22 protein-coding genes and 1 tRNA gene are annotated in these 23,024 nt (G+C 55.8%); 4 read left to right on the forward strand and 19 right to left on the reverse strand.

Annotation, left to right across the window (positions count from 1 at the left end; all coding sequences use genetic code 11):
* Nucleotides 1-17: 17 nt before the first annotated feature.
* Genes DXH95_RS04120 through DXH95_RS04130 form a run of 3 tightly spaced genes read left to right on the forward strand, consistent with a single transcriptional unit; the run spans nt 18 to nt 3,876 of the window.
* On the forward strand, nt 18-1,235 hold the full coding sequence (locus DXH95_RS04120) for a thiolase C-terminal domain-containing protein (RefSeq protein ID WP_115548163.1): 1,218 nt from the start codon (nt 18-20) through the stop codon (nt 1,233-1,235).
* A gap of 1 nt (nt 1,236) precedes the next feature.
* On the forward strand, nt 1,237-1,665 hold the full coding sequence (locus tag DXH95_RS04125) for a Zn-ribbon domain-containing OB-fold protein (RefSeq protein ID WP_115548164.1): 429 nt from the start codon (nt 1,237-1,239) through the stop codon (nt 1,663-1,665).
* 6 nt (nt 1,666-1,671) lie between these two features.
* Nucleotides 1,672-3,876: a CoA transferase gene (locus DXH95_RS04130; RefSeq protein WP_115548165.1), complete on the forward strand. Its 2,205-nt coding sequence runs from the start codon at nt 1,672-1,674 to the stop codon at nt 3,874-3,876.
* Here the strand turns inward: DXH95_RS04130 and DXH95_RS04135 are convergent, their stop codons facing one another.
* Genes DXH95_RS04135 through DXH95_RS04185 form a run of 11 tightly spaced genes read right to left on the reverse strand, consistent with a single transcriptional unit; the run spans nt 3,877 to nt 15,564 of the window.
* Nucleotides 3,877-5,262, reverse strand: coding sequence for a phosphotransferase family protein (locus tag DXH95_RS04135; protein WP_115548166.1), 1,386 nt, complete (start codon nt 5,260-5,262; stop codon nt 3,877-3,879).
* A 7-nt stretch (nt 5,263-5,269) separates the two neighbouring features.
* Nucleotides 5,270-6,529 (reverse strand): cytochrome P450, encoded by a 1,260-nt coding sequence (locus DXH95_RS04140; protein WP_115548167.1) that lies wholly within the window; start codon nt 6,527-6,529, stop codon nt 5,270-5,272.
* Nucleotides 6,526-6,876 carry a hypothetical protein gene (locus tag DXH95_RS04145; RefSeq protein ID WP_115548168.1) on the reverse strand — a complete coding sequence of 117 codons (351 nt, stop codon included), beginning with the start codon at nt 6,874-6,876 and terminating at the stop codon, nt 6,526-6,528. The genes DXH95_RS04140 and DXH95_RS04145 overlap by 4 nt, the downstream gene beginning before the upstream one ends.
* A gap of 19 nt (nt 6,877-6,895) precedes the next feature.
* Nucleotides 6,896-8,212: an amidohydrolase family protein gene (locus DXH95_RS04150; protein ID WP_239016533.1), complete on the reverse strand. Its 1,317-nt coding sequence runs from the start codon at nt 8,210-8,212 to the stop codon at nt 6,896-6,898.
* Nucleotides 8,209-9,438 (reverse strand): CaiB/BaiF CoA transferase family protein, encoded by a 1,230-nt coding sequence (locus DXH95_RS04155; RefSeq protein ID WP_115548169.1) that lies wholly within the window; start codon nt 9,436-9,438, stop codon nt 8,209-8,211. Before DXH95_RS04155 ends, DXH95_RS04150 begins: the two co-directional genes overlap by 4 nt.
* Nucleotides 9,439-9,441: 3 nt before the next feature.
* Nucleotides 9,442-10,917 carry an aldehyde dehydrogenase family protein gene (locus tag DXH95_RS04160; protein ID WP_115548170.1) on the reverse strand — a complete coding sequence of 492 codons (1,476 nt, stop codon included), beginning with the start codon at nt 10,915-10,917 and terminating at the stop codon, nt 9,442-9,444.
* Entirely contained in the window at nt 10,917-11,747 is an 831-nt protein-coding gene (locus tag DXH95_RS04165; protein ID WP_239016534.1) for a coniferyl-alcohol dehydrogenase, read from the reverse strand. Before DXH95_RS04165 ends, DXH95_RS04160 begins: the two co-directional genes overlap by 1 nt.
* A gap of 7 nt (nt 11,748-11,754) precedes the next feature.
* Nucleotides 11,755-12,957, reverse strand: a complete 1,203-nt coding sequence (locus DXH95_RS04170; protein ID WP_115548171.1) for a thiolase family protein — start codon at nt 12,955-12,957, stop codon at nt 11,755-11,757.
* Nucleotides 12,954-13,364 (reverse strand): Zn-ribbon domain-containing OB-fold protein, encoded by a 411-nt coding sequence (locus DXH95_RS04175; protein WP_115548172.1) that lies wholly within the window; start codon nt 13,362-13,364, stop codon nt 12,954-12,956. The genes DXH95_RS04170 and DXH95_RS04175 overlap by 4 nt, the downstream gene beginning before the upstream one ends.
* Nucleotides 13,361-14,791, reverse strand: a complete 1,431-nt coding sequence (locus DXH95_RS04180; protein WP_115548173.1) for an MFS transporter — start codon at nt 14,789-14,791, stop codon at nt 13,361-13,363. Before DXH95_RS04180 ends, DXH95_RS04175 begins: the two co-directional genes overlap by 4 nt.
* A complete protein-coding gene (locus tag DXH95_RS04185) occupies nt 14,788-15,564 on the reverse strand; it encodes an SDR family oxidoreductase (protein ID WP_115548174.1) in 777 nt (258 codons plus the stop codon). Before DXH95_RS04185 ends, DXH95_RS04180 begins: the two co-directional genes overlap by 4 nt.
* Nucleotides 15,565-15,685: 121 nt before the next feature.
* Here DXH95_RS04185 and DXH95_RS04190 point away from each other — a divergent pair, with 121 nt between their 5' ends.
* Nucleotides 15,686-16,354, forward strand: a complete 669-nt coding sequence (locus DXH95_RS04190) for a TetR/AcrR family transcriptional regulator (protein WP_181883570.1) — start codon at nt 15,686-15,688, stop codon at nt 16,352-16,354.
* A gap of 301 nt (nt 16,355-16,655) precedes the next feature.
* On the opposite strand, the gene DXH95_RS04195 is transcribed toward DXH95_RS04190, so the two are convergent.
* The 8 genes from DXH95_RS04195 to DXH95_RS04230 form a co-directional block, all read right to left on the reverse strand.
* Nucleotides 16,656-16,731, reverse strand: a tRNA-Lys gene (locus tag DXH95_RS04195).
* Between the two features lie 41 nt (nt 16,732-16,772).
* Complete coding sequence (gene folK / locus DXH95_RS04200; protein ID WP_115548176.1) at nt 16,773-17,300, reverse strand: 2-amino-4-hydroxy-6-hydroxymethyldihydropteridine diphosphokinase; 528 nt, start codon at nt 17,298-17,300, stop codon at nt 16,773-16,775.
* 83 nt (nt 17,301-17,383) lie between these two features.
* Nucleotides 17,384-18,145: an outer membrane protein gene (locus DXH95_RS04205; RefSeq protein WP_181883571.1), complete on the reverse strand. Its 762-nt coding sequence runs from the start codon at nt 18,143-18,145 to the stop codon at nt 17,384-17,386.
* Nucleotides 18,146-18,339: 194 nt separating this feature from the next.
* The gene (gene aguB, locus DXH95_RS04210; RefSeq protein ID WP_115548178.1) at nt 18,340-19,206 is read right to left on the reverse strand and encodes an N-carbamoylputrescine amidase; all 867 of its coding nucleotides are present in this window, start codon (nt 19,204-19,206) and stop codon (nt 18,340-18,342) included.
* Between the two features lie 7 nt (nt 19,207-19,213).
* The gene (locus tag DXH95_RS04215; protein ID WP_239016535.1) at nt 19,214-19,561 is read right to left on the reverse strand and encodes a DUF3147 family protein; all 348 of its coding nucleotides are present in this window, start codon (nt 19,559-19,561) and stop codon (nt 19,214-19,216) included.
* Nucleotides 19,562-19,565: 4 nt separating this feature from the next.
* Nucleotides 19,566-20,429 carry a class I SAM-dependent methyltransferase gene (locus DXH95_RS04220; RefSeq protein WP_115548179.1) on the reverse strand — a complete coding sequence of 288 codons (864 nt, stop codon included), beginning with the start codon at nt 20,427-20,429 and terminating at the stop codon, nt 19,566-19,568.
* A 68-nt stretch (nt 20,430-20,497) separates the two neighbouring features.
* Nucleotides 20,498-21,478 carry an agmatine deiminase family protein gene (locus DXH95_RS04225; protein ID WP_115548180.1) on the reverse strand — a complete coding sequence of 327 codons (981 nt, stop codon included), beginning with the start codon at nt 21,476-21,478 and terminating at the stop codon, nt 20,498-20,500.
* Between the two features lie 84 nt (nt 21,479-21,562).
* Nucleotides 21,563-22,879, reverse strand: a complete 1,317-nt coding sequence (locus DXH95_RS04230; RefSeq protein ID WP_115548181.1) for a DUF418 domain-containing protein — start codon at nt 22,877-22,879, stop codon at nt 21,563-21,565.
* Nucleotides 22,880-23,024 lie beyond the last annotated feature (145 nt).

Consider the following 23,024-nt stretch of genomic DNA (forward strand, 5'->3'; position numbering starts at 1 on the left):
TTCGGAGAGGAAAAGCTGTGGCTTGGGCCAATCAAGACAAAACCGCTATCGTCGGTATCGGCGCGACGGACTATTATGTTCGTGGCAAGAGCTGGCCGCGCACAATCAACGACATGGCCGCCGAAGCGATCATGAATGCCTGCGCGGATGCGGGTATCAGCCACAAGCAGATAGATGGTTTCGCCTATTATTCGACTGCAGGAGCGGGCTATCTCGACAAGTTCGATACCGCCAGCCTGATGGAAACGCTGGGCATGCCGCATATCAGCTATTCGGCAACCTTGACCTCCGGTGGCGGTGGCTGCCCAGGTGCCATTGGACTGGCGACAGCGGGCCTGATGAACGAGGATTGCACCTACACGGTGACGCTAATGGCATTGCAACAATTGCCGCAGCATCGGCTGGGTGTCGTTTTCGGCGCCTCCGCGCCGAGCCCCGAGAATAGTTTCCTGCAACCGTCCGGACTGGTCGGCCCCGGACATCTAATGTCGATGCTGACGCGGCGTCACATGCACCTTTATGGTACCCAACCAGAGGCTTTCAAAGAAATCGTTCAGGCGACGCGAGCCAACACACATAACCGCCCCAAGGCCGTGCGCCGCAATCCGCTATCGGACGAGGAATATTGGGGCTCGCCGATGTTGGCGGATCCATTAAGGCGTTTGGACTTCTGTCTGGAAACCGATGGTGCCGTGGCAGTCATTACGACAACGATGGATCGCGCCAAGGATTGTCGCCACAAACCCGCTGTTGTGCATGCATGTGCCCATGGCGGGCAGCGTGAATGGGGCAGGGCCTTTGCCTGGATGGGCATGCCCGATCCGCACTTCGCGTCGTCTGGCCACAAATTTACCGCTGATCGGATCTGGGCACAATCGGGCCTCACAGCCAAGGATGTGGATGTTGCGCTTATTTACGATCATTTCTCTCCTATGGTGCTTATGCAACTGGAGGATTACGGCTTTTGCGAGAAGGGGGAGGGCAGTGATTATGTCCTATCAGGGAAAATCCGCTATGATGCCGCTACGCAAGGTGGCGTGAATGGCGGAGTGCCCGTCAATACGCACGGCGGCAATCTCAACGAAGCCTACATCATCGGCATGACCCACATTGTTGAGGGTGTCGAGCAGGTGCGCGGCACCGCGATCAATCAGGTAAAAGATGCAGAATTTGCGCTCGTTTCTGGCGGGCCCGCGTCGCTTCCTGTTTCCAGCCTCATTCTCCGGAGTGCCTGACATGACCTATGGACCCGCTCGTGCGCTACCCGGCGACCAGATCAAGATTACTACCAACCCCGATACCGAACCCTTTTGGGAAGCGGCCAAAGAACATAAACTGACGGCTTGCCAGTGCGGAGCTTGTGGTAAATTCCGCATGCCACCAACCCCGGTTTGCCCTGAATGCGGCAGCCGCGAAAAAAACTGGCCCACATTGCCGGGCACGGCGACCGTGTTCAGCTATGTGGTATGCAATAAGAACCCGAAAAATGGCGAGGATTATGTTTACGTGCCTGTCGTCGTTGATCTGGATGGTGCCCCAGGTGCCCGGCTGAACGCCAACGTCTCGGGTTGTGATGCCGACGATGTGTACATCGGTATGAAGGTCGTAGTAGACTGGACACCTATTCAGGATGGTTGGGTTTTACCCAATTTCAAAAAGGCCTAATCAGCCATGCTGAGTGATCTGCGCATCGTTGAAATCGGTGAAGGGATGGCGGTTCAAGTCGCGGGGCTGATGCTGAGCGAACTGGGGGCTGATGTGCTGAAGGTTGAGCGACCCGGCGGCGATCCTACACGCGGCACTGCGCCTTTTGCCAACTGGAATCGGGGCAAGCGCAGTTTGGAACTTGATCTGGACAGTGATCAGGGTCTCTCTGTCTTAAGGGAAAAGCTGGCGGGCGCAGACGTTTTGCTCCACCAGTTCAGTCCTGCCCAAGCTCAGGCTCGCGGACTGGACGATGCAAGCCTCGCCAACGCTTTCCCGCGCCTCGTTGTCTGCGGTATTACCGGATCACCCCACAATCATCCAGATGTCGAGCGGTCTGACGATGAACTTCTCGTCGCCGCGCGCTGGGGTTTCCTTTATGAAAATGACGGCTATCGCGCTGGGCCGATCGTCTGGCGCTATCAGACTGGAAGCTGGGGCGCGGCGCATCTGGCGGCAGGTGGAATTCTCGCTAGGCTGGTCGAGCGTTTGCAATCGGGACGTGGCGGCGTGGCACATACATCGCTTGCGCAAGGGATGCTGTCGCAGATTCCCTTGGTCTGGGCGCGTAACAGCAAGGGGCCAATGCCAAATCCGCCGACATATCCGCCCGGTCCGAGGGCGATGTCTATGCAGCTGTTCCAGTGCAAGGATGGTGACTGGCTCCAGATCATGGATCCCACGCGTCAGCTCGATTACGCCACTCTGCCGACGATGTGGGATGTCCTCGCGGAAGGGGCTGATCTTTCGACTGAAGAGGGAACTAAAGCTGCGTTCCGGCAGCGTCCTCTTGCAGATTGGCTTGCCGATCTTCGTGCCATGGACATTGCTGTCGAACCTGCCTTCCCGATGGGTGAAGTGCTCAAGCATGACGACGTTCGTGCCAATGGCTATGTCATCGAAGTGGACGATCCGGAGCTGGGCAAGACCACTCAACCTAATGTGCCGTTTCACACAGATGCACCGCTTAAGACCGGTCAACCCGCGCCCAGACTAAGCGAACGTGGGGACGCGGACTGGCAGGGTAATCCCGCACCTACGGGCTCTAACGGTCAGGCACCGCACCCCCTGGCGGGAACCCGCGTGCTCGATCTTGGGATGTTCCTCGCTGGCCCTATGGCGCCGTCGCTGATGGGCGATATGGGCGCGAATGTGATCAAGGTCGAGGCGCTGACGGGTGACCGCCTTCGGTTCATGCATCGCTATTATCAGGCGGCAGCGCGTTCCAAACGATCGCTCGCGCTCGACCTCACCAAGCCAGAGGCGCAGCCTATTTTGGAACGCCTGATCAAATGGGCGGAAGTTCTTCACCACAATATGCGCTTCAAAGGTGCCAACAAGCTTGGCCTGTCTGAAGAAGCAATCCGCAAACATAATCCAAACATCGGATTTTCCTATGTCAGCGCTTATGGCCAGCGCGGTAGTCGTGGGGACTGGCCGGGTTATGACTCTATCTTCAACGCGATCGCCGGCTGGGAATTTGAAAATGCGGGAGAAGGCAACCCTCCAGTCTTTAATCGCCCTGGCACAATGGACGTGCTGTCTGCGCAAAGTTGCTTCGTCGGCACCATGGCCTTGCTCTACGCAAAACGGGCGCATGGGAAGGGCTATAGCCTCCACAGCTCGCTGCTCGGCGTCTCGGCTTTCTCACAAGGTGAGCGATTGCTGCTGGCCGACGGCAGCCTGACCGAGACTTGGCATCTGAATAGCGACCAGACCGGATACAGCCCTTATCACCGCATTTACGAATGCGCCGACGGCCAATGGATCGCGATTGCAGCGCATACTGAAGGTGTGCGCGAGGGTGTGCGATCGGTGCTGGGTGCGAACGAGACTGACTTCGTAGATGCCGCCAAGGTCCAGACCTCTATCGAACTGCTCGCCGAACTAGAAGCTTTGGGTGTGCCGTGTGAAGCGGTGTTGTTTGAAGACGCGATGAACCGCTTCTTCGATGACCCGCTCAACCGCGAGCTTGGGCTGGTCTCTGTTACGTCCCAACCCATTTATGGCGAAATTGAACAGCCTGGCGAATTCTGGGACTTCGGCGACCTTTCCATGAATATAGTCCACGCCGCCCCTGCCATCGGCCAGCACAGCGACGAGATCATGCGCGAAATGGGTTATACGGATACTGAGATAGCCGCATTCCGGGAGGCGAAGATTATTGGGTAACTAGGAGAGCGGTGTAAACCGCGTCTTCGCCAGCGCACCCATTGCATCAGCCATCAGCGCGGCGTCGCGAGTAGCGTGGGCGTTGGCTATTTGGATAGCGGTTTTGCGGTTCAGGGTGCCAGCTTTTACCGCCGCACAATAGGCAGTCCATGCCTCTGCATGACTCGTAAACTCCCGCCCGAGCGCCGCGCCAATCTCTACCCGTTCGGCCTCATGGAAGCCCGGTTCAAAGCGCTCGATATCACGCCACCATTTGACCAGCCGCGCGAGTCCTTTAGCTTTTGCCGCTGCTTGCTGGTCAGCGAGGCGAGGCACGACGATGTCACGGATGTCGTCTAGAGCAATATCGAAGCTACGGTGATGCGCACCTAGCGGTGAGTCAGGCAGGGCAACCGGCTCCAAATCCATACCTGCCGCCTCTGCCAGTGCTTCGGAGAGCACCCGGCGGTGGATGGTCGAATAGACCATGTTCATCCCTAGATTGGGTGGAGGCGGGGCGTCCGGATCGTTAAAACGGCTCGCGCGGGCAAAGCCGGTCTGGAACAGCAGTCGCCAGTAACGCACCCGGTCCAGGTCTACGGGATACCCGCCCGCTGCCTCATAAGCTGCGAAGGCCGAGGGAAGGGGGACGAAAGGCTGGAACAACATACGCAAGCACAGCATGGCGAGATCCGCCATCGGGTCCCCATAATGCACCAGTTCCCAATCGAGCAATATGGTTACCTTGCCATTGGAGTATAGGAAATTTGCAGGCCCTGCATCGCCATGGACAATTACGGGCGCAGGCAAATCGGAGGGAACATTGTCTGCCAGCCAGTCAATGCTGAGTTGGATCAGCGGATCCCAATCCTTCCCCTTGTTTCGGCGTCGCAGCAAATCAATGCGCTGATCAATGAGGGTGGAGATGGGAGATACTGGCCCCATGCCTTCCACAGGACTAGCGGATACGTCAATTTTATGGAGTTTTGCGAGTTGGTCCATAAAGTCTACTGCGACCGCCATGCGGTCTTCTGGCGTTACAAGCTTGTTGAAATTGGCTTCTCCGTCTACAAACCCGCCGAGCAGCGCACGTTTTTCGGGGATTGCTGCGATAAATGGCGCTACTTTGACACCAGCTGCTTTGTGCTGCCCTGATAGGGATTTGATGATCGCGGCTTCACGCAGAAAAGCATCATCATCGCCTGCACCTGCCCGATGCACGTCATAGTTCATATAAGCGGTTTGCATGCGGCCGTCGGGCCATCGCAAATCAAGTTCTGCACCCTCACGCGACGCGCCGCCGCCGCCCCGCGGGCGAACCTGCTCGATTGCCGCCCCTGATGCAGACTGGACTGCATCGAAAAGGCCGTCGGGAAGGAGAGTGTTAAGTTCTGCAGGCAAATTCATATCTTACTTAGTTATCTACCTGCCACTCCAAAGGCAAGTTGCGGATTGAGAGCAACCCGGGGGTCACGGTTGTGTCCGTGTCTGGCTTGATGCGGAATTCGGGAATGCGTCTGAACCATTCGTCTAGCAAGCAACGCAATTCGCGTCGCGCAAGATGGGCGCCGAGGCACAGGTGTATGCCGCCTGCCAGGGTAAAGTGTCGATTGGCTTTTCGTTCAGCATCAAATTTGTGTGGGTCTGTGAATTGCGCCTCATCAAAGTTGCCCGAACTGTTGAACACGGTCACCCAATCACCTGCTTTGATTTGAACGCCGTGCCAGATGAAGTCCCGCTTCACTTTCCGTCCTGAGTTGACCAGCGGTTGGACGCGCAGAAATTCTTCTACGGCAGTCGGGATGATTTCGGGATTGTTTCGGATGCTTGCCTGAAGCGCAGGGTCCATTCCTAACCGACGGTACATTTGACTGATCGTCGACGCCACGGTGTCGAGGCCACCAAGCCACAGGAACCAGGTCATGCCAAGCACTTCTTCCGGCGTTAGCAATTTGCCATCGATAGACCCGTTGGCAATATAGCTGCCAAGAGACTCATCTGCTGTAGCCTGCTTTTCTGCTATGAAGCCACGCAGATAGGCGAGGATTCCCTGCACCGCCGCCGCCTTGGTCTCGATCGCAGGTTCGTGAAGAATGTCCCATTCCCAGGCAAGAAACTGATCGAACATGGAAAAGGGAAAGCCCATCAGATCCAAGAAGACACGGACGGGGAAAACGCGCCCGAAATCATAAGCAATGTCAACTTCGCCCCGGTCCGCAAACTGACCGATCATTTCGGCCAGGATTGCCCGGATCCGCGGTTCCATTTTTTTCATGGCGACGGGCGTGAACCACGGGTTCAGGAATTTGCGATATTTGCTGTGATCGGGCGGATCGATACCGAGCGGAATGGATGGCCATGTTTCCCCGGCAAGCCGCTGGAACTGCGCAACGCCTTCAGTGGAAAAAAGGTCATTATCTTCATAAACTCTCTGGATATCTTCGTAGCGCGTGACCACCCACGCACCATGCTGGTTTCCGCTTGCCGGCCAAGGGTAGTAATGTATGCGCGGAAAGGCTGGATCACGAAGGATATCGGTTGGCGTATAAGGGTCAGGCAGATCATTGGCTGCTTGACCATTTGCGAAGCGCGTATCGAGAACCAACTCGGCTGGTACGTGGTCTGGTACAGGCGGCGCGCCAGTGGGGGCGAGTGGAACGGGGCAGTCTGTCATGCAGCATCTCCCGAACGATAATGGCGCCCCAGCAGGAGATGCCCAACGCTGCCATCACTTTTGAAGCTGCGAACCAGCAGATAAGCGAAACTGAACAAGCCCCCCCCTAAAATCGTGAACAACCCGACAAAGGGAGCAGCAAGACGATTTTTCTCTGTCCACCACAACCAAAGCGCCGCGAGCAGAAGATGCGCTATGAAGTCGATATTGAACTGTCCGCGCCAAGGATGGCTCATGTCGCCGAAGAAAAAATCTCCGGCAAGATCGAGCCCCATATTGGCAGCTCGCAACGTCGCCCACAGGACAAATGCCCAGCCAACGACCAGCAATATTCTTACAAAGTTCATGGCATATCCTCTTTGACGCTCAGGCTGCGGCAAACATGCGTTCGATATCGCCTGAAGTGACTGGTCTGCGCGCCTTGCCGATCGCATCCATGCTATCGGTTTTAAGCCCACCGAGATTGTGCCGGGGCGACACGTCGACGTGCTTACCCAGTTCGCGAAGATGTCCGACGGTGCATTTTTCACGGCCACCGTTGAGCGAGAATGCATCAAAGCTGTATTCGCGCATCACGTTCAAATGGGTGATCTTGTCGATCACGCTCTTGTCTAACCCGTTGACTGAAGCCCACAGATATTCCGGAACATTCGGCCAAACCGTATCTGAATGCGGATAATCGCATTCATAGGCCACCATGTCGACATTCATATATTCCAGATTTTTCACGCCGAATTGGTCGTCAATGAAACAGCAGATAATATGGCGCTTGAAGATATCGGAAGGACGCTCTCCGCCAAAATCACTGAACGTCCATTCGTGATGATGCTCATGTGTGAAATCGGCACGCTCCAGAAAATAGGGGATCCAGCCGATACCTCCTTCGGACAATGCCATGCGCAATTCGGGGTAGCGTTTCCAGAAACTGGCAAAGGTCCAGTCGGCGGCTGAGTTTGCGATGGAGATTGGCATAGCAGTAATCCACGCATCAATCGGGCTTTCGGGCGACGGATGCATGGCGCGGGCACCGGTGCCGATATGACAGTTGATGACCATTTTATAGTCAACACACGCCTTCCAGAAGGGCTCCCAATAGGCGTTATGAATGCTGGGTAGGCCGATATTTGCCGGGTTATCGGAAAAGGATACGGCGTGAACACCGAGCGCGCTCATACGCTTCATTTCTGCAAGTGTTGCATCCATATCCCACATCGGCACAAGACACATAGGTATGAAGCGCCCCGGGGCGGATGCGCACCATTCCTGAACGTGCCAGTCATTCCATGCCTGTACAGCAAGCAAGGCTTCATCGGGGGCACTTGTTGCCGCCGCTACGAAAACACCTCCCGCAAAGGATGGCATGGTCGGGAAATTCAGCGAGGCCAAGACGCCGTTGGCGTTCATGTCATCCACGCGCGCCTTGGGATCATAGGTGCCTTCGCGCAACTGGCTGAACTGGCTCGGTTCCATGCCATATTCCGAGCGCGGGCGTCCGACGACAGCATTCAATCCGATTGTCGGATAGCGCTTTCCGTTCCATAGCCAGATGTCTTTGCCGTCTTCTTCGACAATGCGCGGAGCCCGGTCTTTTTTGCCTTCAGGATAATGGCGGATAAATGCTTCCGGGGGTTCGACTGCGTGATCGTCAACGCTAATGATCACCATTTCGTCCATGCTGTTCATGCGATTGCTCCTTTGGTTTTCAATTCTTCAATTCGGTCCCACTCGACGCCGAGTTCCATCAAGAATAGCTCGGTGTGTTCACTCGCTTCGGGTGCGCGTGTGTTGGTGATCGGTTCCCGATTGAACTGAACCGGGCTGGCGACCAGTTTGATTGGAGCACCGCCATCGGCGGACTCGACCTCAAATATCAGATCATTTGCAAGAACCTGCTCGTCCGTGCCGACGTCCGCGGGGGACTGATACATTGCCCATTGGCCACGCATCGTTTTCAAATGTTGTACCCAATATCCAAAGGGTTTTGCTGCGATGGCTTCGACCACCAGGCTGTGTGCGGCCGCGGCATTTTCCATTACCTTTTCAACTGTATTGAAACGTTCGTCCTCCATCAGATTGGCCAGCCCAAGATGGGTGAATGTATCTTCCAGCACTGGTCCGGGAGACAGGACGGTCAGATTGATAAACCCGCCATCGCTCGTCTTGAACACCCCCATAAACGGGTTCGTACCGACAGCGGTCGTGCCGGGTAAGGCGTTCTGGAAAGGATTTGTGCCCATTTCCATGCAGACATCGACGCTGCATGCAGTTGCCCATACGCCTGATGAAAGCAGCGATACATCGACTTCAGTGGCTTCGCCGGTCCTTTCGCGATGGAAGAGCGCCGCCGCAATTCCGCCTGCAATGTTCATCCCTCCTATCGTATCGCCATAGGCAGGGCCCGGCTGAAGCAGCGGGCCATCGAGTTCCTTCGGTGTCACAAGGATCGAAGAGCCGCCGCGTGCCCAATAAGCAGTTGAATCGAACCCACCCTTCTCACGCTCGGGACCTTTGTCACCATAAGCGCTGCCGCGTACATAGATGATGTTCGGGTTCGCTGCCCGGATATGCTCAATGTCGATTTTGAGCTTCTGACGCTGCGCCGGAAGGTAGTTGGTGAGGAAGATGTCGCACGTTTTTGCGATCTCGTAGATTAACTCCTGCCCTTCAGGCGTTGATACATCGATGCCGACCGAGCGCTTTCCCCGATTGGGGTGCTGCATCAGGGCGTTACGCCGTTGATCGACCGCGAAACGCTGCAATTCTTTGATTCCTCGCTGTGCATCGCCGCGTATAGGATGCTCGATCTTGATCACGTCCGCACCCCAGTCGGTCAGCACGGCACCTGCTGCCGGGACGAAGGTAAACTGCGCCACCTCGAGCATGCGGATGCCTTTCATTACTTGCGTCATTGGTCAGGCTCCGTGGAATGAAATGGTTTTTTGGTAAGTGAACTCGTTCAGCCCATCTACGCCATATTCGCGACCATAGCCGGAACGCTTGATACCGCCGAACGGCGCCTCGCTTTGCATCGTTCCCGCGCCGCCGTTGATCGAAACGCCGCCGGTGCGCAATTGCAGCGCCATTTCGAAGGCAGTGCCCGCATCGGCCGAGAATATGCCACCCGAAAGGCCGAAATCGCTGTTATTGGCGATCGCGATGGCCTCATCATCGCTGTCAAAGCCCATGACTGCGCCGATGGGACCGAATACCTCTTCCTGCGCCAATCGACTGTCGCTTCTCACATCGACGAAGAGCGTGGGTTCGTAAAAAAAGCCCTTGTCGAAGCCATCCGGGCGTTTGCCGCCTGAAACCAGCTTCGCGCCATCCGCATAGGCGCTTTCGACAAAAGATTCGGTGCGCGTTCGCGCGACTTCTCGGATGAGCGGTCCAAAGGAGACGCTCGGGTCCTGCGGGTTACCAATTTTAACGTGGGACAGCATGCCGCGCAGCATTTCTACATATTGGTCCTTCACAGAGTTGTGGACGAGATGGCGGGTCAGCAAAGCACAACCCTGTCCGCAGTGGGTGACGAAACCCCCGAGGCCCGCTTGTGCCGCTTGCAACAGGTCTGCATCCGGACGTACGATTAACGCCGACTTTCCGCCCAGTTCCATGACGCAGCGCGTAAGGTTATGCGATGCCTGTGCCTGGATCATTGCGCCAACTTTGTCTGATCCGGTAAAGTGGATAAGATCGATCCGCTTGTCGGTAGTCAGGAGTTTGCTAGCCTCAATATCACCGGTCACGATGTTGAGTACACCCTTGGGCAGGCCAACTTCGTTGGCAATTTCGCCAAGAAACAGCGCTTCTATTGGGGTGTAAGGAGAGGGTTTGAGGACAACGCTGCACCCTGTTGCCAGTGCAGGTATGATTTTTCCAATGTTGAGAAAGAAGGGGAAATTATAGGGTGTGATTGCCGACACGACGCCAACCGGTTCCCTGCTGACAACACCGGTGCCAAGCGTCTTGCCGCCTTGGGCATTGGGCGTAAGCTCGACGGGGAGTGACGACATTGCAGGCCTTGAAGCGATCTCCACCGTCTTGCGTGCATGCTTCATCGGGATTCCAAACTGCAGGAAATCGGCGAGCATCCGCGTAGAACCGGCCTCGGCTATGATGAGTTCGACAATCTCCGCCTTCCGCCGATCAATAGCGTCGAGAAATTCCGTCAGCTTTGACTGCCGTTCCGTCACAGCCATGCGGCGCCACGGGCCGTTGTGAAAGGCATCGTAAGCGATACCAATGGCATCGGAAATCGCCGCGGCCCTTCCTACAGGCGCTTCGGCGATTACGCTTTCATCTGCAGGATTGATGACCGCTTCTTTGTCCGAAGCGCGCACCCATTCACCACCAATGTAAAGGCTATCAGGCTGCTGCAGTTTCAACATTATTGACCTCCCGCAAGCGACGCCCGGAAGGCGGCCATATCAACAAGGCCGGTTAAAACACCTCCGGTAAAGCCCGCATCGGTTGGCAGGCAAACGCCATTGATGAAACTTGCAGCCGGGCTGTTGAGCAAAATCAGCGGCCAGGCCTGTTCTTCGGACGTCGCCTGCCTGCCAATTGGTTTGGAGAAGAAGTCGAACACGGCTTGAGGCGCGATTTTAGTGAATTCGCTCATCATCGGCGTCGCAGTTGGGCTGGGGAAAGTACAGTTGATGCGCTTGCCTTGGGTGATCAGATCGACACCGCGTTGCTGTGTCCAGACCGCCAAAGCTTCCTTGGAAAAGCCATAACCGTCCGCAACATCATCGGGATGAGCAGCAACCCAGTCCAGCGCTTCTGCCCGGTCCTTAATCGCAACGAACTCGCTGATCAAACCGATGCGCTGCATATAGCCCATAGCGGCGTTTGATGACACGCTGACGATGGCAGCTCCGGGACGCATCCGCGGCATCCATTGTTCGCTCCAATGGCGAATTCCCAGAAAATTGACCGCGACGACGTCCGCCGCCGGATAGGTCTGGGGAAGCCCGGCGCAGTTGAATACTGCGTCGACCTCACCTCCGATTGTGGCGACCACCTGGTCAATGGCGGTCCAATCCTTGAGATCGAGCTCGGTAAAGCTAGCTAGCGCGACGGGGGAGGTGCGGATATCGGCACCGTGTACTTCCGCTCCCAACTCCGTCAAAATGCGCGCACACGCTTCCCCCATTCCGGAGTAGCACCCTGCAATTACGACACGCTTGCCGGCATAGCTCATCAAATTCGTCATCATATCCTCCTTAATCCCGGCACAGCAGGAACGAACCCGCCAGTGGACCGCCGGCTGTCGTCATAACCGCAACCTTGGGTGTATCCTTGCCTTTGCGTTTCACTTGTCGCTCGCCGCCCAAGCCCCACAGCTGGATGCAGGCTTCATGAACCTGACCATAGGCATGCATCCGGCCAGCAGACATTGCTCCGCCATTGGTGTTGATCGGAAATTCACCATCCAGCGCAATCCTGTGACCGCCCTCGATAAAATCCTTCGCACCCCAGCGGTCGCAAACTCCCAGATTTTCGAGCCAGTTGATCGTATGATAACTGAAGCCGTCATAGAGTTCGGCGACGTCAATATCCTTCACCGTCAGATCGGTACGGTTCCACATCATTGCTGCAACCTCTGGCTGGCATTGTGTGGCGAGCGCGTCGCCCTCCATCTGGGTCCAACTGTTGCGATAGCGCATCGAACTGCCAACGGCCTCAATCCAGGTCAGCGGGTTAGGGCCATCCTTTGCGGCATCCCGGTGTGAAAGAATGATGGCCGTCGACCCGTCGCAGGGCACATCGCAATCGAACAGCCGCAGCGGCGTTGCGATGATCGGCGACGCCATATAGTCATCGACGGTAATCGGTGTGCGATAGATTGCTGCCGGATTTAGTGCAGCATTGCGCCGTCCGTTGATTGCAATCTGTGCGACCTGTTCCGGCTTGATTCCAGACTTGTGGACATAGGCATTGAAGAACAATGCCTGCTGTAGCGACGCTGCATATACATGGTAAGGCGCATACCAGTTGAAGATTCCATAAACCGGTTCTCCAGGCTGGCTAAGCGCATTCGCGAAACTGGTCTTGCGCGCGGTGGCCTCGTACATGGTTCGATAGATCAGCACATGCCGCGCTAGCCCGGCTGCAATGGCCCCGATTGCGTTGAAGAGTGCGCCATATTGGCCAGAGGTCTCGCTGGCATTTGAGTACCAGTTAAGTTTGAGCCGTAGCGCGTCTTGCAGCACCGGTATGCTAATCGGGGCGAAGCCATTCGCTTCGCCGGTGCCGCCCGGCCAGCATGCCATGCCATCGATATCTTCGCGCTTGAGACCCGCATTTTCAATGGCCTGAAGTGCGGCATCGATTGTCAGGCCGAGTGCTGGCTTGTCCGCCCCGCGCGATATTTTGGACTGGCCAATTCCGCTGATAGCCGTCTGTTTTTCGGGATAGGAGGTCATGCGGATAACTCCGGAGCGAATAAAGGTATCCAGAGGTCATCCGACTGTTCGAATGTCACATTCACTGGCATATCGAACTCGACCAGTTCGGGGTCGCAGCCAACGATATTGGTGACCAGCCGAACATGGGGTGCATCTGCCAGCCGAACCATTGCCAACACCATATGATCGGGCATTCCGGGCATCCACTGTTTGTGGTTGATGGTGAAGGTGTCGATGAACGCCTTGCCTGACACGGGTTGGAAATGCGTCTTTCGGCTTTCACATTCAGGGCAAAAGCCGGTCGGCGGGTGGATGTAGTAATTGCAGGCATCGCATTGCTCGATCAGCAGTTCTCCCCGCGCTCCGCCAGTCCAGAAAGGGCGATTGTCGGCGGTCAGCGCAGGACGGGGACGGGGTAGGCTCATTGCATTTCGATCTTTCCTTTGGGCAGCGCGAGCGCCGTAAATGTGGCAAGGATGGCAAAGCCGGTGATGACAGTAACCGTCAGATGATAGGCATCGATCGTTGGATAGCTTGCATTGCTGGCAGGATCTTTCAGTGTCTCGCTGGCGAGCAACAACGTCACCATCATCGATCCGATGCCGGCGAAAAGGCCGCGCACCACGCTCAACATGCCAACCACCTCGCTCACCCGATCAGGTGGTGCTGCCATCGCCATAATCGTGGGTGCGACGGAAAATAATATGGTTGTTCCGAAGGAAATTATGCAGAGCACAGCTACAACCGTCCAGTAATCCTGGTGGAAGCACCGCGCCAGAATCCATCCCAATGTGGCCAGACAACCACCGAACAACATGGTTGTCCTCCCTCCACCGCGACCGGTCAACCAGCCGCCAAGCGGCCCGGCAAAGGTCGACAAGATGTTTGATGGCAGCTTCGCCAGCCCTGCCAGAAACGCCGTTACCCCGATGCCGATTCCCGTCCATGCAGGTGTCTGGAGTAAAACCGCGAATACCAGAGTGATCTGAAGTGAACTGAGCGCCACCAGAGTTGAAACGCCGATCGGAATATTGATGTCCCGACGTGCGAGCAGCCGGATATCGAACAAGGGGTTTGTGATACGCAAACTATGCCACACCCATATCGCCAGCAGAATAATCCCAGCAAAAAGCGTCGCAAGGCTCAGCGGTTCATCCCAACCAGTCTTGGCGAGTGAGGCAGCGTAATACAGCACACCCAATGTGCCTGGCGCAAAGAGTATGCCCGACAACCAATCTGTTTTGCCGACATTTTCGAGACGACCGGAAGGGGTGACCCAAAGCAAGCAGGCCGCTATGGTTGAAGCGCAAAATGCAGCACTTGCTACGAAAATGCCCTGCCAGCTGAAATTGTCGGCAATCCAGCCGCCAAGCACCAACCCGGCAGCCGTGCCCAGCGATGCACCCGAAATCATGAGGCCAATTCCCATCGGCACAATAGGTGCCGGCATTTTCTCGCGAACTAAGCCGATGCACAGAGCAAGCACAGCGCCGGAAAGCCCCTGCAATGTACGACCGAACAACAGCCAACCAAAATTTGGCGCAAAGGCACTGATCAAGGAACCTATAAAGGCAATGGCTAGCACGAAAATCAACAATCGACGCCGACCGAAAAGGTCGCCAAGCCGCCCCACCACTGCGGCCGAGGCAGCACCGACGATACCGAAAGTGGAAATCAACCAACCAAGAGCCACCGGATCACCAAAATCCTGAAGCAACGGTCGCATCGCTGCGAGGATCATTGCCGCCTCAAACGAGCCTGTTACTTCCGCGATCCAAAGCGCTATCAGCAAGGGTAGATAAGGCTTCAAAGCCACCCAGTCGAACGAGCCAGATGCGACCGTTGCCGTCATTGCTGTTTGGTACCTTCGGGGACACCGGATTGTGCCGCGCGAACATCAATCAGCCTTGGGCAAACATCGGCGGGCAATCCGACAATACCGATTAACGCCTGAGCCATCGATTCAGCGGACGCTGCAGATCCCGCCATCTGGGCATGACCGGTTTCCATGATTTTGGCATAAAATGCCTGTTTCGCGTCCGCGCTCCAGCTATCACCGCCACTTCCGCCAGCAACTGAACCCGATCGTAGAACGGAGACGCGGATACCATCTGACCGCAATTCGTCAGCGAGTGCTGTCGAAAAGGTCTCTACAGCTGCTTTTGATGCTGCGTAAGTCGCTAGCATCGGAAAGGGATGGACTACCGATTCACTGGATATTGAAACGATGTGCCCCTTGGTTTTTTTTAGGTGGGGTATCGACGCCCTGATCATCCAGACAGTTCCCAACACATTGGTGTTGAAATGGTTCGCAACATCCTCGTCCGTCGCCAGTTCGGTCAGGAAAGGATGGAAGATTGCTGCATTATTGACGAGCAGGTCCAGCTGGCCGAATCTGCCAACACATGCAGTGATGGCGTCATTAACCTGCGCGGAGTCTGTAATGTCGCATTCGACGGTTAGCGCGCTTTTGCCCAATTCATGGCGCAGAGAATCGAGTTCGACAGATGGCCGGGCAATCGCTGCGACGTGAACGCCAGCATCGACAAGGGCGCGGACAAACACACGCCCCATCCCTTTTGACGCACCCGTCACGACGGCAACTTTTCCGGCAAGCGGTTTCATCGCTTTATCCTCTCCTGCGACTCGTTATCTAGTAAAATTGACGATGCGTCAATTCTTGTTCAACTTGTTTTTTTCCGCTAACGGATGGTCGAACAAGTGACGAGTGATGGAGGGACGCTCAATGCTGAATAAATTTGTGTCAGGGTCAGTTGTCCTAGACACGGCCCTACATAACCAGATTGGCCAGAAAATTGGTTCCAAAGGCCTGCGGACCCGACAAAAGCTAATCGAAACGACCATCGAATTGCTTGAGACGCATGGGCTGCGCGATTTGTCTGTAGCGGACATCGCGCGTGCCGCGAGTACCTCACCTGCGACTTTCTACGTGTATTTTGAAGGTGTGCCTGAGGTGCTTCTGGCTGCCTTGGAACACGTTACGCAAAGCACGCCGGAACTGGTCAAGATGGCCGAAGAAAACTGGTCAGAGCTAGGACAGCAGGACCGTGCACGACGTTTTGTCGAACTGTACTGTGCACACTGGTGGCGGTGGCGTACCGTTTTCCGCTGCCGCAATCTGGCTTCGGAAGAGGGTGATATTCGTTTTCAAGAAGCACGCCGTCAAAGTGTCGCCCCTTTGATTGAAGCTTTGACTGGTCAGATAATGCGCGCGCAATCAAAGGGCCTCGTGCCTGATAACCTCTCGCCGAGGGCAAGCGCCGGTGCGATATTGACGCTGCTGGAACGACTTGCCGCTGTTGGACCGCTTACGCCCGAACAGCCAGATATGAGCTTCGAAACACTTAAAGATGCGGCCGCTTATATGGTCGCTGCTCTGACCGTCGGGCGATGAAGGCGGAACGAATCGATTTAGTTTTCAAGGCATGCACCAAGTTCACTGCTTCGTAAAAATTGATTTCGCTGACATGTAAATCAACGCTTATCGAACTCCAGCGTTGAGGACCACCCATCCCCGTGAATCACTATGGCGACGACACGTTTAATAATTCGGTCCATCGCATTGACTCCAAATGACAGCTAACTTTGGCGCGCCAGAAAAACAATGTAGCTACCTAGAAAGCTACCTAGCTATCATCGAGTTGTTGTATGCAAATTTGAGGTTCGATCCAAGCTTATGATAAAAAGACATAAAATGGTGAGCCCTGCTGGATTCGAACCAGCGACCTACTGATTAAAAGTCAGTTGCTCTACCGACTGAGCTAAGGGCCCATCACGGCGCGGAAGCTCCCGCGCGCTCAGGAGCGCTCCCCCTAATGCGGGCTTTGCCAACGGTCAAGCGGCTTGGGGCGGTTCAAGCGATGAAAAAGTTGCCTTATGGTCAGGCCGGTCAACGGATCGCGCCAATCCGGTGCGATTTCAGTAGCCGGGCCGAGCACGAAGTTGCGGTCACGCATCGCGGCATGCGGAATGCCAAGCGCAGGGCGTTCGCCAGACCAGATCCCGCCCGACCATAAGAGAATATCGAGATCAAGCGTACGCGCGCGCCAGCGTTGACCATTCCGTCGTCGGCCAAAATGGATTTCGATCGAGTGCAAACGGCGCAGCAAGGCGGGCGGATCAAGGTCACTCGCGATCACCGCAACCGCATTGGCATAGCGGCGCCTTGACGAGCCCATCGCTGCACTTTCGATGACTGATGACTGTGCGAACACGTCAATATCCCGCATTTCCAGGGCTTCGATGGCCTGCTCGATGATTTTTTGCGGACTGCCTGCGAGTTCGTGACGCTGGTTTGAGCCCAGTGCGATCAGATAGAGATGTGAGGATTTTCCGGTCATATCCCCGCCTAGCGCGGTTGCGCGAGGCGGGGAAGCGCAATCCGGGACTGCCAATTCCCCCAAGCAGCCCCGGAGCGTGACGATCAGAAGTGGAAGTTCAGCCCAACGCGGATCAGGTGCATATCCAGATCCTGGCGCAAGGTTTCCGTGTAGGCAGGTGTCACAAAGGTACTGCCTGGAAGATATCCGGTCACATAGCTGGTGCCACCCTGATCGGTATATGCATAGTCGAGGCGAGCCGAGACTGCGTCGGAGAATTTGTGCTCAACACCGCCGCCGATGATGAAGCCGTCCAGCGTCTTCTTGGTTCCACCGGCTTTATTGTACCCGCCGTTTGACGCCATCGTTGCTGCGAATTCGGCTTTGGTCCACGCCCAGCCGCCCGATGCGTAGATAAGCGTCTTATCCATCGCTATACCGGCGCGAGCGCGCAGCGAGAACATATGTTTCGCATCAACGCCATTACCAAAATTGTAGCTTAGCGTTGGGAATGGGGTTGTCGGAACCAATCCGGTCGAGCGGCTGTCATCGGCGTTCAAGATGGTGAAATCAGCCTCGGCACCGAGGACGAAGTTATCAGCGGTCTGATAGTTATAGCCCAGCTGACCGCCGAAGTTGAAACCTTCCGGTTTGCGGCCGTCGGCAAAGGTCGACGTCACATAATCTCGCAAGCCTTGTGATTCCGTGGTCCAAGCGCCGCTTAAAGCCACATCGGTGTCGGACGATCCCGTGCCATATCCAGCCTGGACGCCGACATAAGGGCCAGTCCAATCTGCATCCTGAGCGAATGCGGGGTTTGCGATCATGGCAATGGCAGAAGCCGAGATGAGTGAAAGTTTCTTCATGGTAAGTTCCTTCAATTGGTTCCGATTCCTCGGAAACAAGTTGGTGCGACCCATGAATGCGACCGCAGGCGAGTGGAGCCGTGCGATCACGAAGCCCGGTTAGCGCAACGAAGCTTTCTGGATATTGTATGAAATCGACGTCCAGGTCGATTTAACAGACCTTGTTGCAAAAATGTAACAGGCGGACTCGCGTCTTAGCGATCCTCCACCAGCCGCCCATAGAGCTGGGGTCTGCGATCACGGAAAAAGCCCATGCTGGCACGATGCAGTTGCGCTTGTTCGAGGTCGAAGCTGGCGACGAGTACGCCCGTCTCACTTTCATCCAGATCGCAGACAACATCACCCCATTCATTGGCAATGAAGCTGGTGCCGTAAAATTTCTGCGCTGGCCCACCATGGTCGGATTCGGCACCAACGCGGTTGGCAGCGATCACCGGCATACAGTTGGACACGGCATGGCCGACCATTGCGCGCCGCCACATATGACGGGTATCGAGCGTGGCATCCTGCGGTTCCGCACCGATGGCTGTGGGGTAAAACAGCATTTCCGCCCCCATCAGCGCCATGGCACGCGCGCATTCAGGATACCATTGATCCCAGCAAATGCCGATACCGATGCGGGTGCCGAAGACATCCCACACCTTGAAACCGCTATTGCCGGGACGGAAATAATATTTCTCCTGATAACCGGGGCCATCGGGGATGTGGCTTTTGCGATATGTGCCGAGGATTTCCCCGTCGGCGTTGATCATCGCTAAGGTATTATAGAAATGTGAGCCGTCGCGTTCGAAAAAGCTGGTCGGAATGGCGACTTTCAGCTTCTGCGCCAGCTTCGTCATCGCCTGCACCGATGGGTGCTCCAATGTGGGGCGAGCGAGCGCGAAATGCGCTTCTTCCTGTGTTTTGCAGAAATAGGGCCCGGAAAAGAGCTCAGGCGGAAGAATGATTTGCGCACCATCAGACGCCGCCTTCTCTATCAAAGCAGAGACTGCTTCAATGTTATCGGACTCGCTACCCTGCAGAGGCAGTTGGAGCGCGGCGACGGTGATTGTGCGTGTCATGCCTTGCCTATAGCCGCACGCCGAAACGCGCGGCAATCCCGATTGTCAGCAAATACAGTATGAAGGTCAATGCAATACCGGCTGACAGGGCCGGCCAAAAACCATGTCCGGACCGCAACATCCATGGGATTAGTAGGAACATCGGAATTGATGGCAAGAAATACCAAAATGCCGAATAGACATAATCGGCAACCAGCTTCGGGTCGCCGGTATCGCGCCAAAGCCAGATCATTCCAAGCGTCGAGACGAGGGGGATGGAAGCAATCAATCCCCCAAGTCCCGGGCTTTTTCTGGCGATCAGGGCAATGGTTGCAACCAGCAACCCCGACAACATGGCGCGAATGGCAAGTTCCAAAACTTTAGGGCCGCTTCTTGAAGAGCAAGGTCATGCGGTCGCTTTCGCCAATCGCTTCATATTTGGCCTTGTCGACATCTTTGAGGCGAAGGGCAGGAGGAAGCGTCCACACGCCGTCGGGCCAGTTGGCACTGTCCTTGGCATTGGCGTTGATTTCGCTCTTCGCGACCAGTTCAAAGCCGTTCACTTCCATGAACTTGATGACATCGGCTTCGCGCAGATAGCCTTTATTGCCATCGGCATAGCTATAGGGTGCATCGGTCTTGGCGCGGTGCTGTTCGATGCCGAGAAGGCCGTCATCCTTGAGCAGTTCGCGCATCCGTTTGATTTCCTGATCGGCCATGTTCCAGCGGAAAAGGTTGTGCATCATGCGCATGACAATGATCCGGTCGAACGTGCCCTTTGCGCCTTCGGGAATGGCATCGAGTGTGAAGGCTCGGTAGTCGGATGCAGGCTTGCCGGTGACTTTCGCGACGTCATCTGGGAATTTGGCCGCACCGGCCTTTACGGCTTCACGGGTCTTTTCATCTGCAAAGACGGTGGTGCTGAAATAAAGGCCGTTAAACTTGCCGCTGCCTTCCATGTAGCGCCCGAGCGTTCGCGAGATCCACTCTCCGCCCGGCGCATATTCGCCTACGACATGATCTGGGTGAATGCGGAAAAATTCGAAGGTTTCGGCTGGATGGCGATATTTGTCGCGCTTTGCATCTTCGGCGCGCGAAGGATCGGCAAGGATTTTAGCCATGCGCTCCTGATGCGCTTTGTGCGTAGCGGCATGTGCCTTGTCGTGCTTGTGACCGTGATTTTCCGCAATTGCGGGCGCGGAAAGGGCAGTTGCTGCCAAGGCGAGAAATAGCATCTTTTTCATCGGGGAGGTCCTCTCTCTGGAATTTTCTATCTTCCTTATGCGTCAGCTTGCGCTGCAAGGGAATACAGTCAAAGCGGCACTTGCTGGCTAGAGCAGTGGAAGCTTCCGCCACCAGTCAGCACAGCGTCGGCGCGCAGACCGATGATTTTTCGGTCAGGGAATAGCGGTTCCAATTCGGCCAGCGCGACTTCGTCATAAAGGCTACCATATACCGGGACCACAACCGCGCTGTTTCCGACATAGAAGTTCATATAGCTGGCTGGCACAGCCTCCCCATCTTGCTCAAAGCGGCCAACAGAGGGCAGCGGGGTGACTTTGCAGCCAAAGGCTTCGGAGCGGCGGCGGGCATCGGCGTAAACTGCAGCATTGGGGTCATCGGCATCGCGCGCTTCTGGCAGCACAAGATGATTGGGGGCCACAAAGCGCGCCAAATTATCGACATGGCCGTCGGTATGGTCGTTTGCGAGGCCGTCGCCGAGCCACAATAGGCGGTCGATACCGAGATCGCGGGCCAGCCGCGCTTCGATGGCTGCTCGGTCAAGGTTCGGATTACGGTTGGGATTGAGCAGGCAATCGACCGTGGTGACAGCAAGACTTTCGCCATCGACATCGATCGAGCCGCCTTCGAGAATCCAGCCACAATCGGTCACGGGAAAGCCAGCCGCCTCAGCCATCTCGCGCCCAATGGTCTGGTCGCCTTCATAATCGAACCGGTTGCCCCAACCATTAAAACCGAAGTTGCGCGCCACACGGTCGGTGCCGTTGCCAGTGATGATGCAGCCGGTATCGCGCAACCAGATATCGCCGATCAGCCGGTCTTCGACAATCACGCCGGCATCGCAAAGATCGCGAGCTCTGGCTGCTGCTTGGGCGCCTTTGGCAATCAGGTGCACCGCCTCTCCTTCGCCGCCATCATGAACGGCGTTGGCAAAGGCGGCTATCTGGCGTTGTGCCTCGGCCAGCGGCTCACCCCAGGCGGCGGGATCGGACGGAAAGCCGATCCAGACGCGTTCATGTGGCGCCCATTCGGCAGGCATTCGAAAAGTCATGCAATATAATCCGGCTTGTTTGGCATGAAGCTGCCTGAAATGCGGATATGCGCGATTAAACCGTTCTCAACAAGGGGGCAGTTGTTAGCCGATTTTCATTGGCTGGCGCTGCCAATAGGTCAGCGAACGCCAAAGCCATTCAAATGGCCCGAAACGAAAGTGACGTAGCCAAATCGGGCTCCAGATCAGCTCAACAGTCCAGATGGCAGCAACAATGATGTAAAGTTCATGCCGTTCGAGTTTGCTGAACAGCGCGAAACCAAAGCCGTAGAACAAAGTTACGCAGATCAGCGTCTGTGCCAGATAATTGCTCAACGCCATCTGCCCTGTAGCTGCCAAGGCACGTTGCAGGAATTGCAGTAACCCACTTTTGATGAACAACAATATCAAGCCCAGATGGCCGCAGACCATGGCAAGCCGACTGAATTGATACGTGATATCTGCCGACTTGAATCCCATCACTTCAAAACCGGAGGCCAAGATCAGGTTCAATTCGTAAAGCCCCAACGGAACACCGATGCCATAGCCTGTGACCATCAAAGCCAGGTAAAAACGACGGCTGCGGCTTGCGGATAGGACGCCCAGTTTCAGCAATCCCATGCCGATCAGCATGAAGGAAGACATGTCAAATATCAGCCAGAAGGGGGCCTCGGTCCATTGGAATTGATAGCTGCTGTCGAACTGGTCGGTAACTGCCTGCCAATATCCGACATTGTGGATATTGCGCACCGCCTTTGCGGCTTCCGCAGTCGGATAGAAATGTTCGCGCAAGCCATTCCAACCCTCAATCGCGCTTTCCTGTTCCTTGCTCAACTTTTGGCCAGCATCTTTAGCAGCCAGAGCGTCGTTAGCTGAGGCTTGCATCGCGGCAGCCTCCTTGTAGCTCTGCGCTTGGAACCCGGCAGCACCGAGCAAGAGAAGGGCAGCCACAGCAAGTTGCCACTTTGCGGCAATCTTGCGGAAGGCAAACAGCACGAAACCGCACATTGCATAGGCAAAGAGAATTTCTCCATACCAAAGCAGCAGCGACCAGTGGATGAAGCCGAAGACCAACATCCAGAACATTCGCCGGAAATAGATTTCTGCGGTATCCAGACCGGCGCCGCTTTGCTCCATTCGTTCGGTTAGCAACACAATGCTTGCGCCAAACAGCAGCGAGAAAATGCCGCGCATCGTGCCCTCAAACAGGATTGTCGTGGTTTGGTAAGTTGTCAGATTGATGCCCGTGCCCCCGCCATCGGCCATCGGATTTCCATAGGCATGAGGCAGCAAGCCAAATCCGGTGATGTTCATCAACAGGATGCCGAGCACGGCTACGCCGCGCAATATGTCGAGCGAGTCGATACGCGCAGCCTTTGTCACAGGTCGCAGCGCGGAATCAGTCTGTGCCTGTGTTGTCATAATTGCCTCCCCCGAAGCAGATTATGCCGCGCCAAGCTCTAGCCCACGCAAGGCCAGCTTTTACGGCATCTTGCGAGGTTAGTTCAGATGGCTGTTTTTTACAAGCAGATAGAGACTAGTTGACGCTACGTTTTCCTTGCATATC

Source organism: Sphingorhabdus pulchriflava (assembly GCF_003367235.1).
Taxonomy (GTDB): domain Bacteria; phylum Pseudomonadota; class Alphaproteobacteria; order Sphingomonadales; family Sphingomonadaceae; genus Sphingorhabdus_B; species Sphingorhabdus_B pulchriflava.

Coding starts and splice junctions, on each gene's coding strand:
- DXH95_RS04190 (WP_181883570.1), top strand. CDS start 15,686: ATGCTGAATAAATTTGTGTCAGGGTCAGTTGTCCTAGACACGGCCCTA.
- DXH95_RS04125 (WP_115548164.1), top strand. CDS start 1,237: ATGACCTATGGACCCGCTCGTGCGCTACCCGGCGACCAGATCAAGATT.
- folK (WP_115548176.1), bottom strand. CDS start 17,300: ATGACCGGAAAATCCTCACATCTCTATCTGATCGCACTGGGCTCAAAC.
- DXH95_RS04205 (WP_181883571.1), bottom strand. CDS start 18,145: ATGAAGAAACTTTCACTCATCTCGGCTTCTGCCATTGCCATGATCGCA.
- DXH95_RS04225 (WP_115548180.1), bottom strand. CDS start 21,478: ATGACTTTTCGAATGCCTGCCGAATGGGCGCCACATGAACGCGTCTGG.
- DXH95_RS04160 (WP_115548170.1), bottom strand. CDS start 10,917: ATGTTGAAACTGCAGCAGCCTGATAGCCTTTACATTGGTGGTGAATGG.
- DXH95_RS04170 (WP_115548171.1), bottom strand. CDS start 12,957: ATGACCTCCTATCCCGAAAAACAGACGGCTATCAGCGGAATTGGCCAG.
- DXH95_RS04135 (WP_115548166.1), bottom strand. CDS start 5,262: ATGAATTTGCCTGCAGAACTTAACACTCTCCTTCCCGACGGCCTTTTC.
- DXH95_RS04145 (WP_115548168.1), bottom strand. CDS start 6,876: ATGAACTTTGTAAGAATATTGCTGGTCGTTGGCTGGGCATTTGTCCTG.
- DXH95_RS04180 (WP_115548173.1), bottom strand. CDS start 14,791: ATGACGGCAACGGTCGCATCTGGCTCGTTCGACTGGGTGGCTTTGAAG.
- DXH95_RS04165 (WP_239016534.1), bottom strand. CDS start 11,747: ATGATGACGAATTTGATGAGCTATGCCGGCAAGCGTGTCGTAATTGCA.
- aguB (WP_115548178.1), bottom strand. CDS start 19,206: ATGACACGCACAATCACCGTCGCCGCGCTCCAACTGCCTCTGCAGGGT.
- DXH95_RS04175 (WP_115548172.1), bottom strand. CDS start 13,364: ATGAGCCTACCCCGTCCCCGTCCTGCGCTGACCGCCGACAATCGCCCT.
- DXH95_RS04230 (WP_115548181.1), bottom strand. CDS start 22,879: ATGACAACACAGGCACAGACTGATTCCGCGCTGCGACCTGTGACAAAG.
- DXH95_RS04220 (WP_115548179.1), bottom strand. CDS start 20,429: ATGAAAAAGATGCTATTTCTCGCCTTGGCAGCAACTGCCCTTTCCGCG.
- DXH95_RS04150 (WP_239016533.1), bottom strand. CDS start 8,212: ATGAACAGCATGGACGAAATGGTGATCATTAGCGTTGACGATCACGCA.
- DXH95_RS04130 (WP_115548165.1), top strand. CDS start 1,672: ATGCTGAGTGATCTGCGCATCGTTGAAATCGGTGAAGGGATGGCGGTT.
- DXH95_RS04185 (WP_115548174.1), bottom strand. CDS start 15,564: ATGAAACCGCTTGCCGGAAAAGTTGCCGTCGTGACGGGTGCGTCAAAA.
- DXH95_RS04155 (WP_115548169.1), bottom strand. CDS start 9,438: ATGACGCAAGTAATGAAAGGCATCCGCATGCTCGAGGTGGCGCAGTTT.
- DXH95_RS04140 (WP_115548167.1), bottom strand. CDS start 6,529: ATGACAGACTGCCCCGTTCCACTCGCCCCCACTGGCGCGCCGCCTGTA.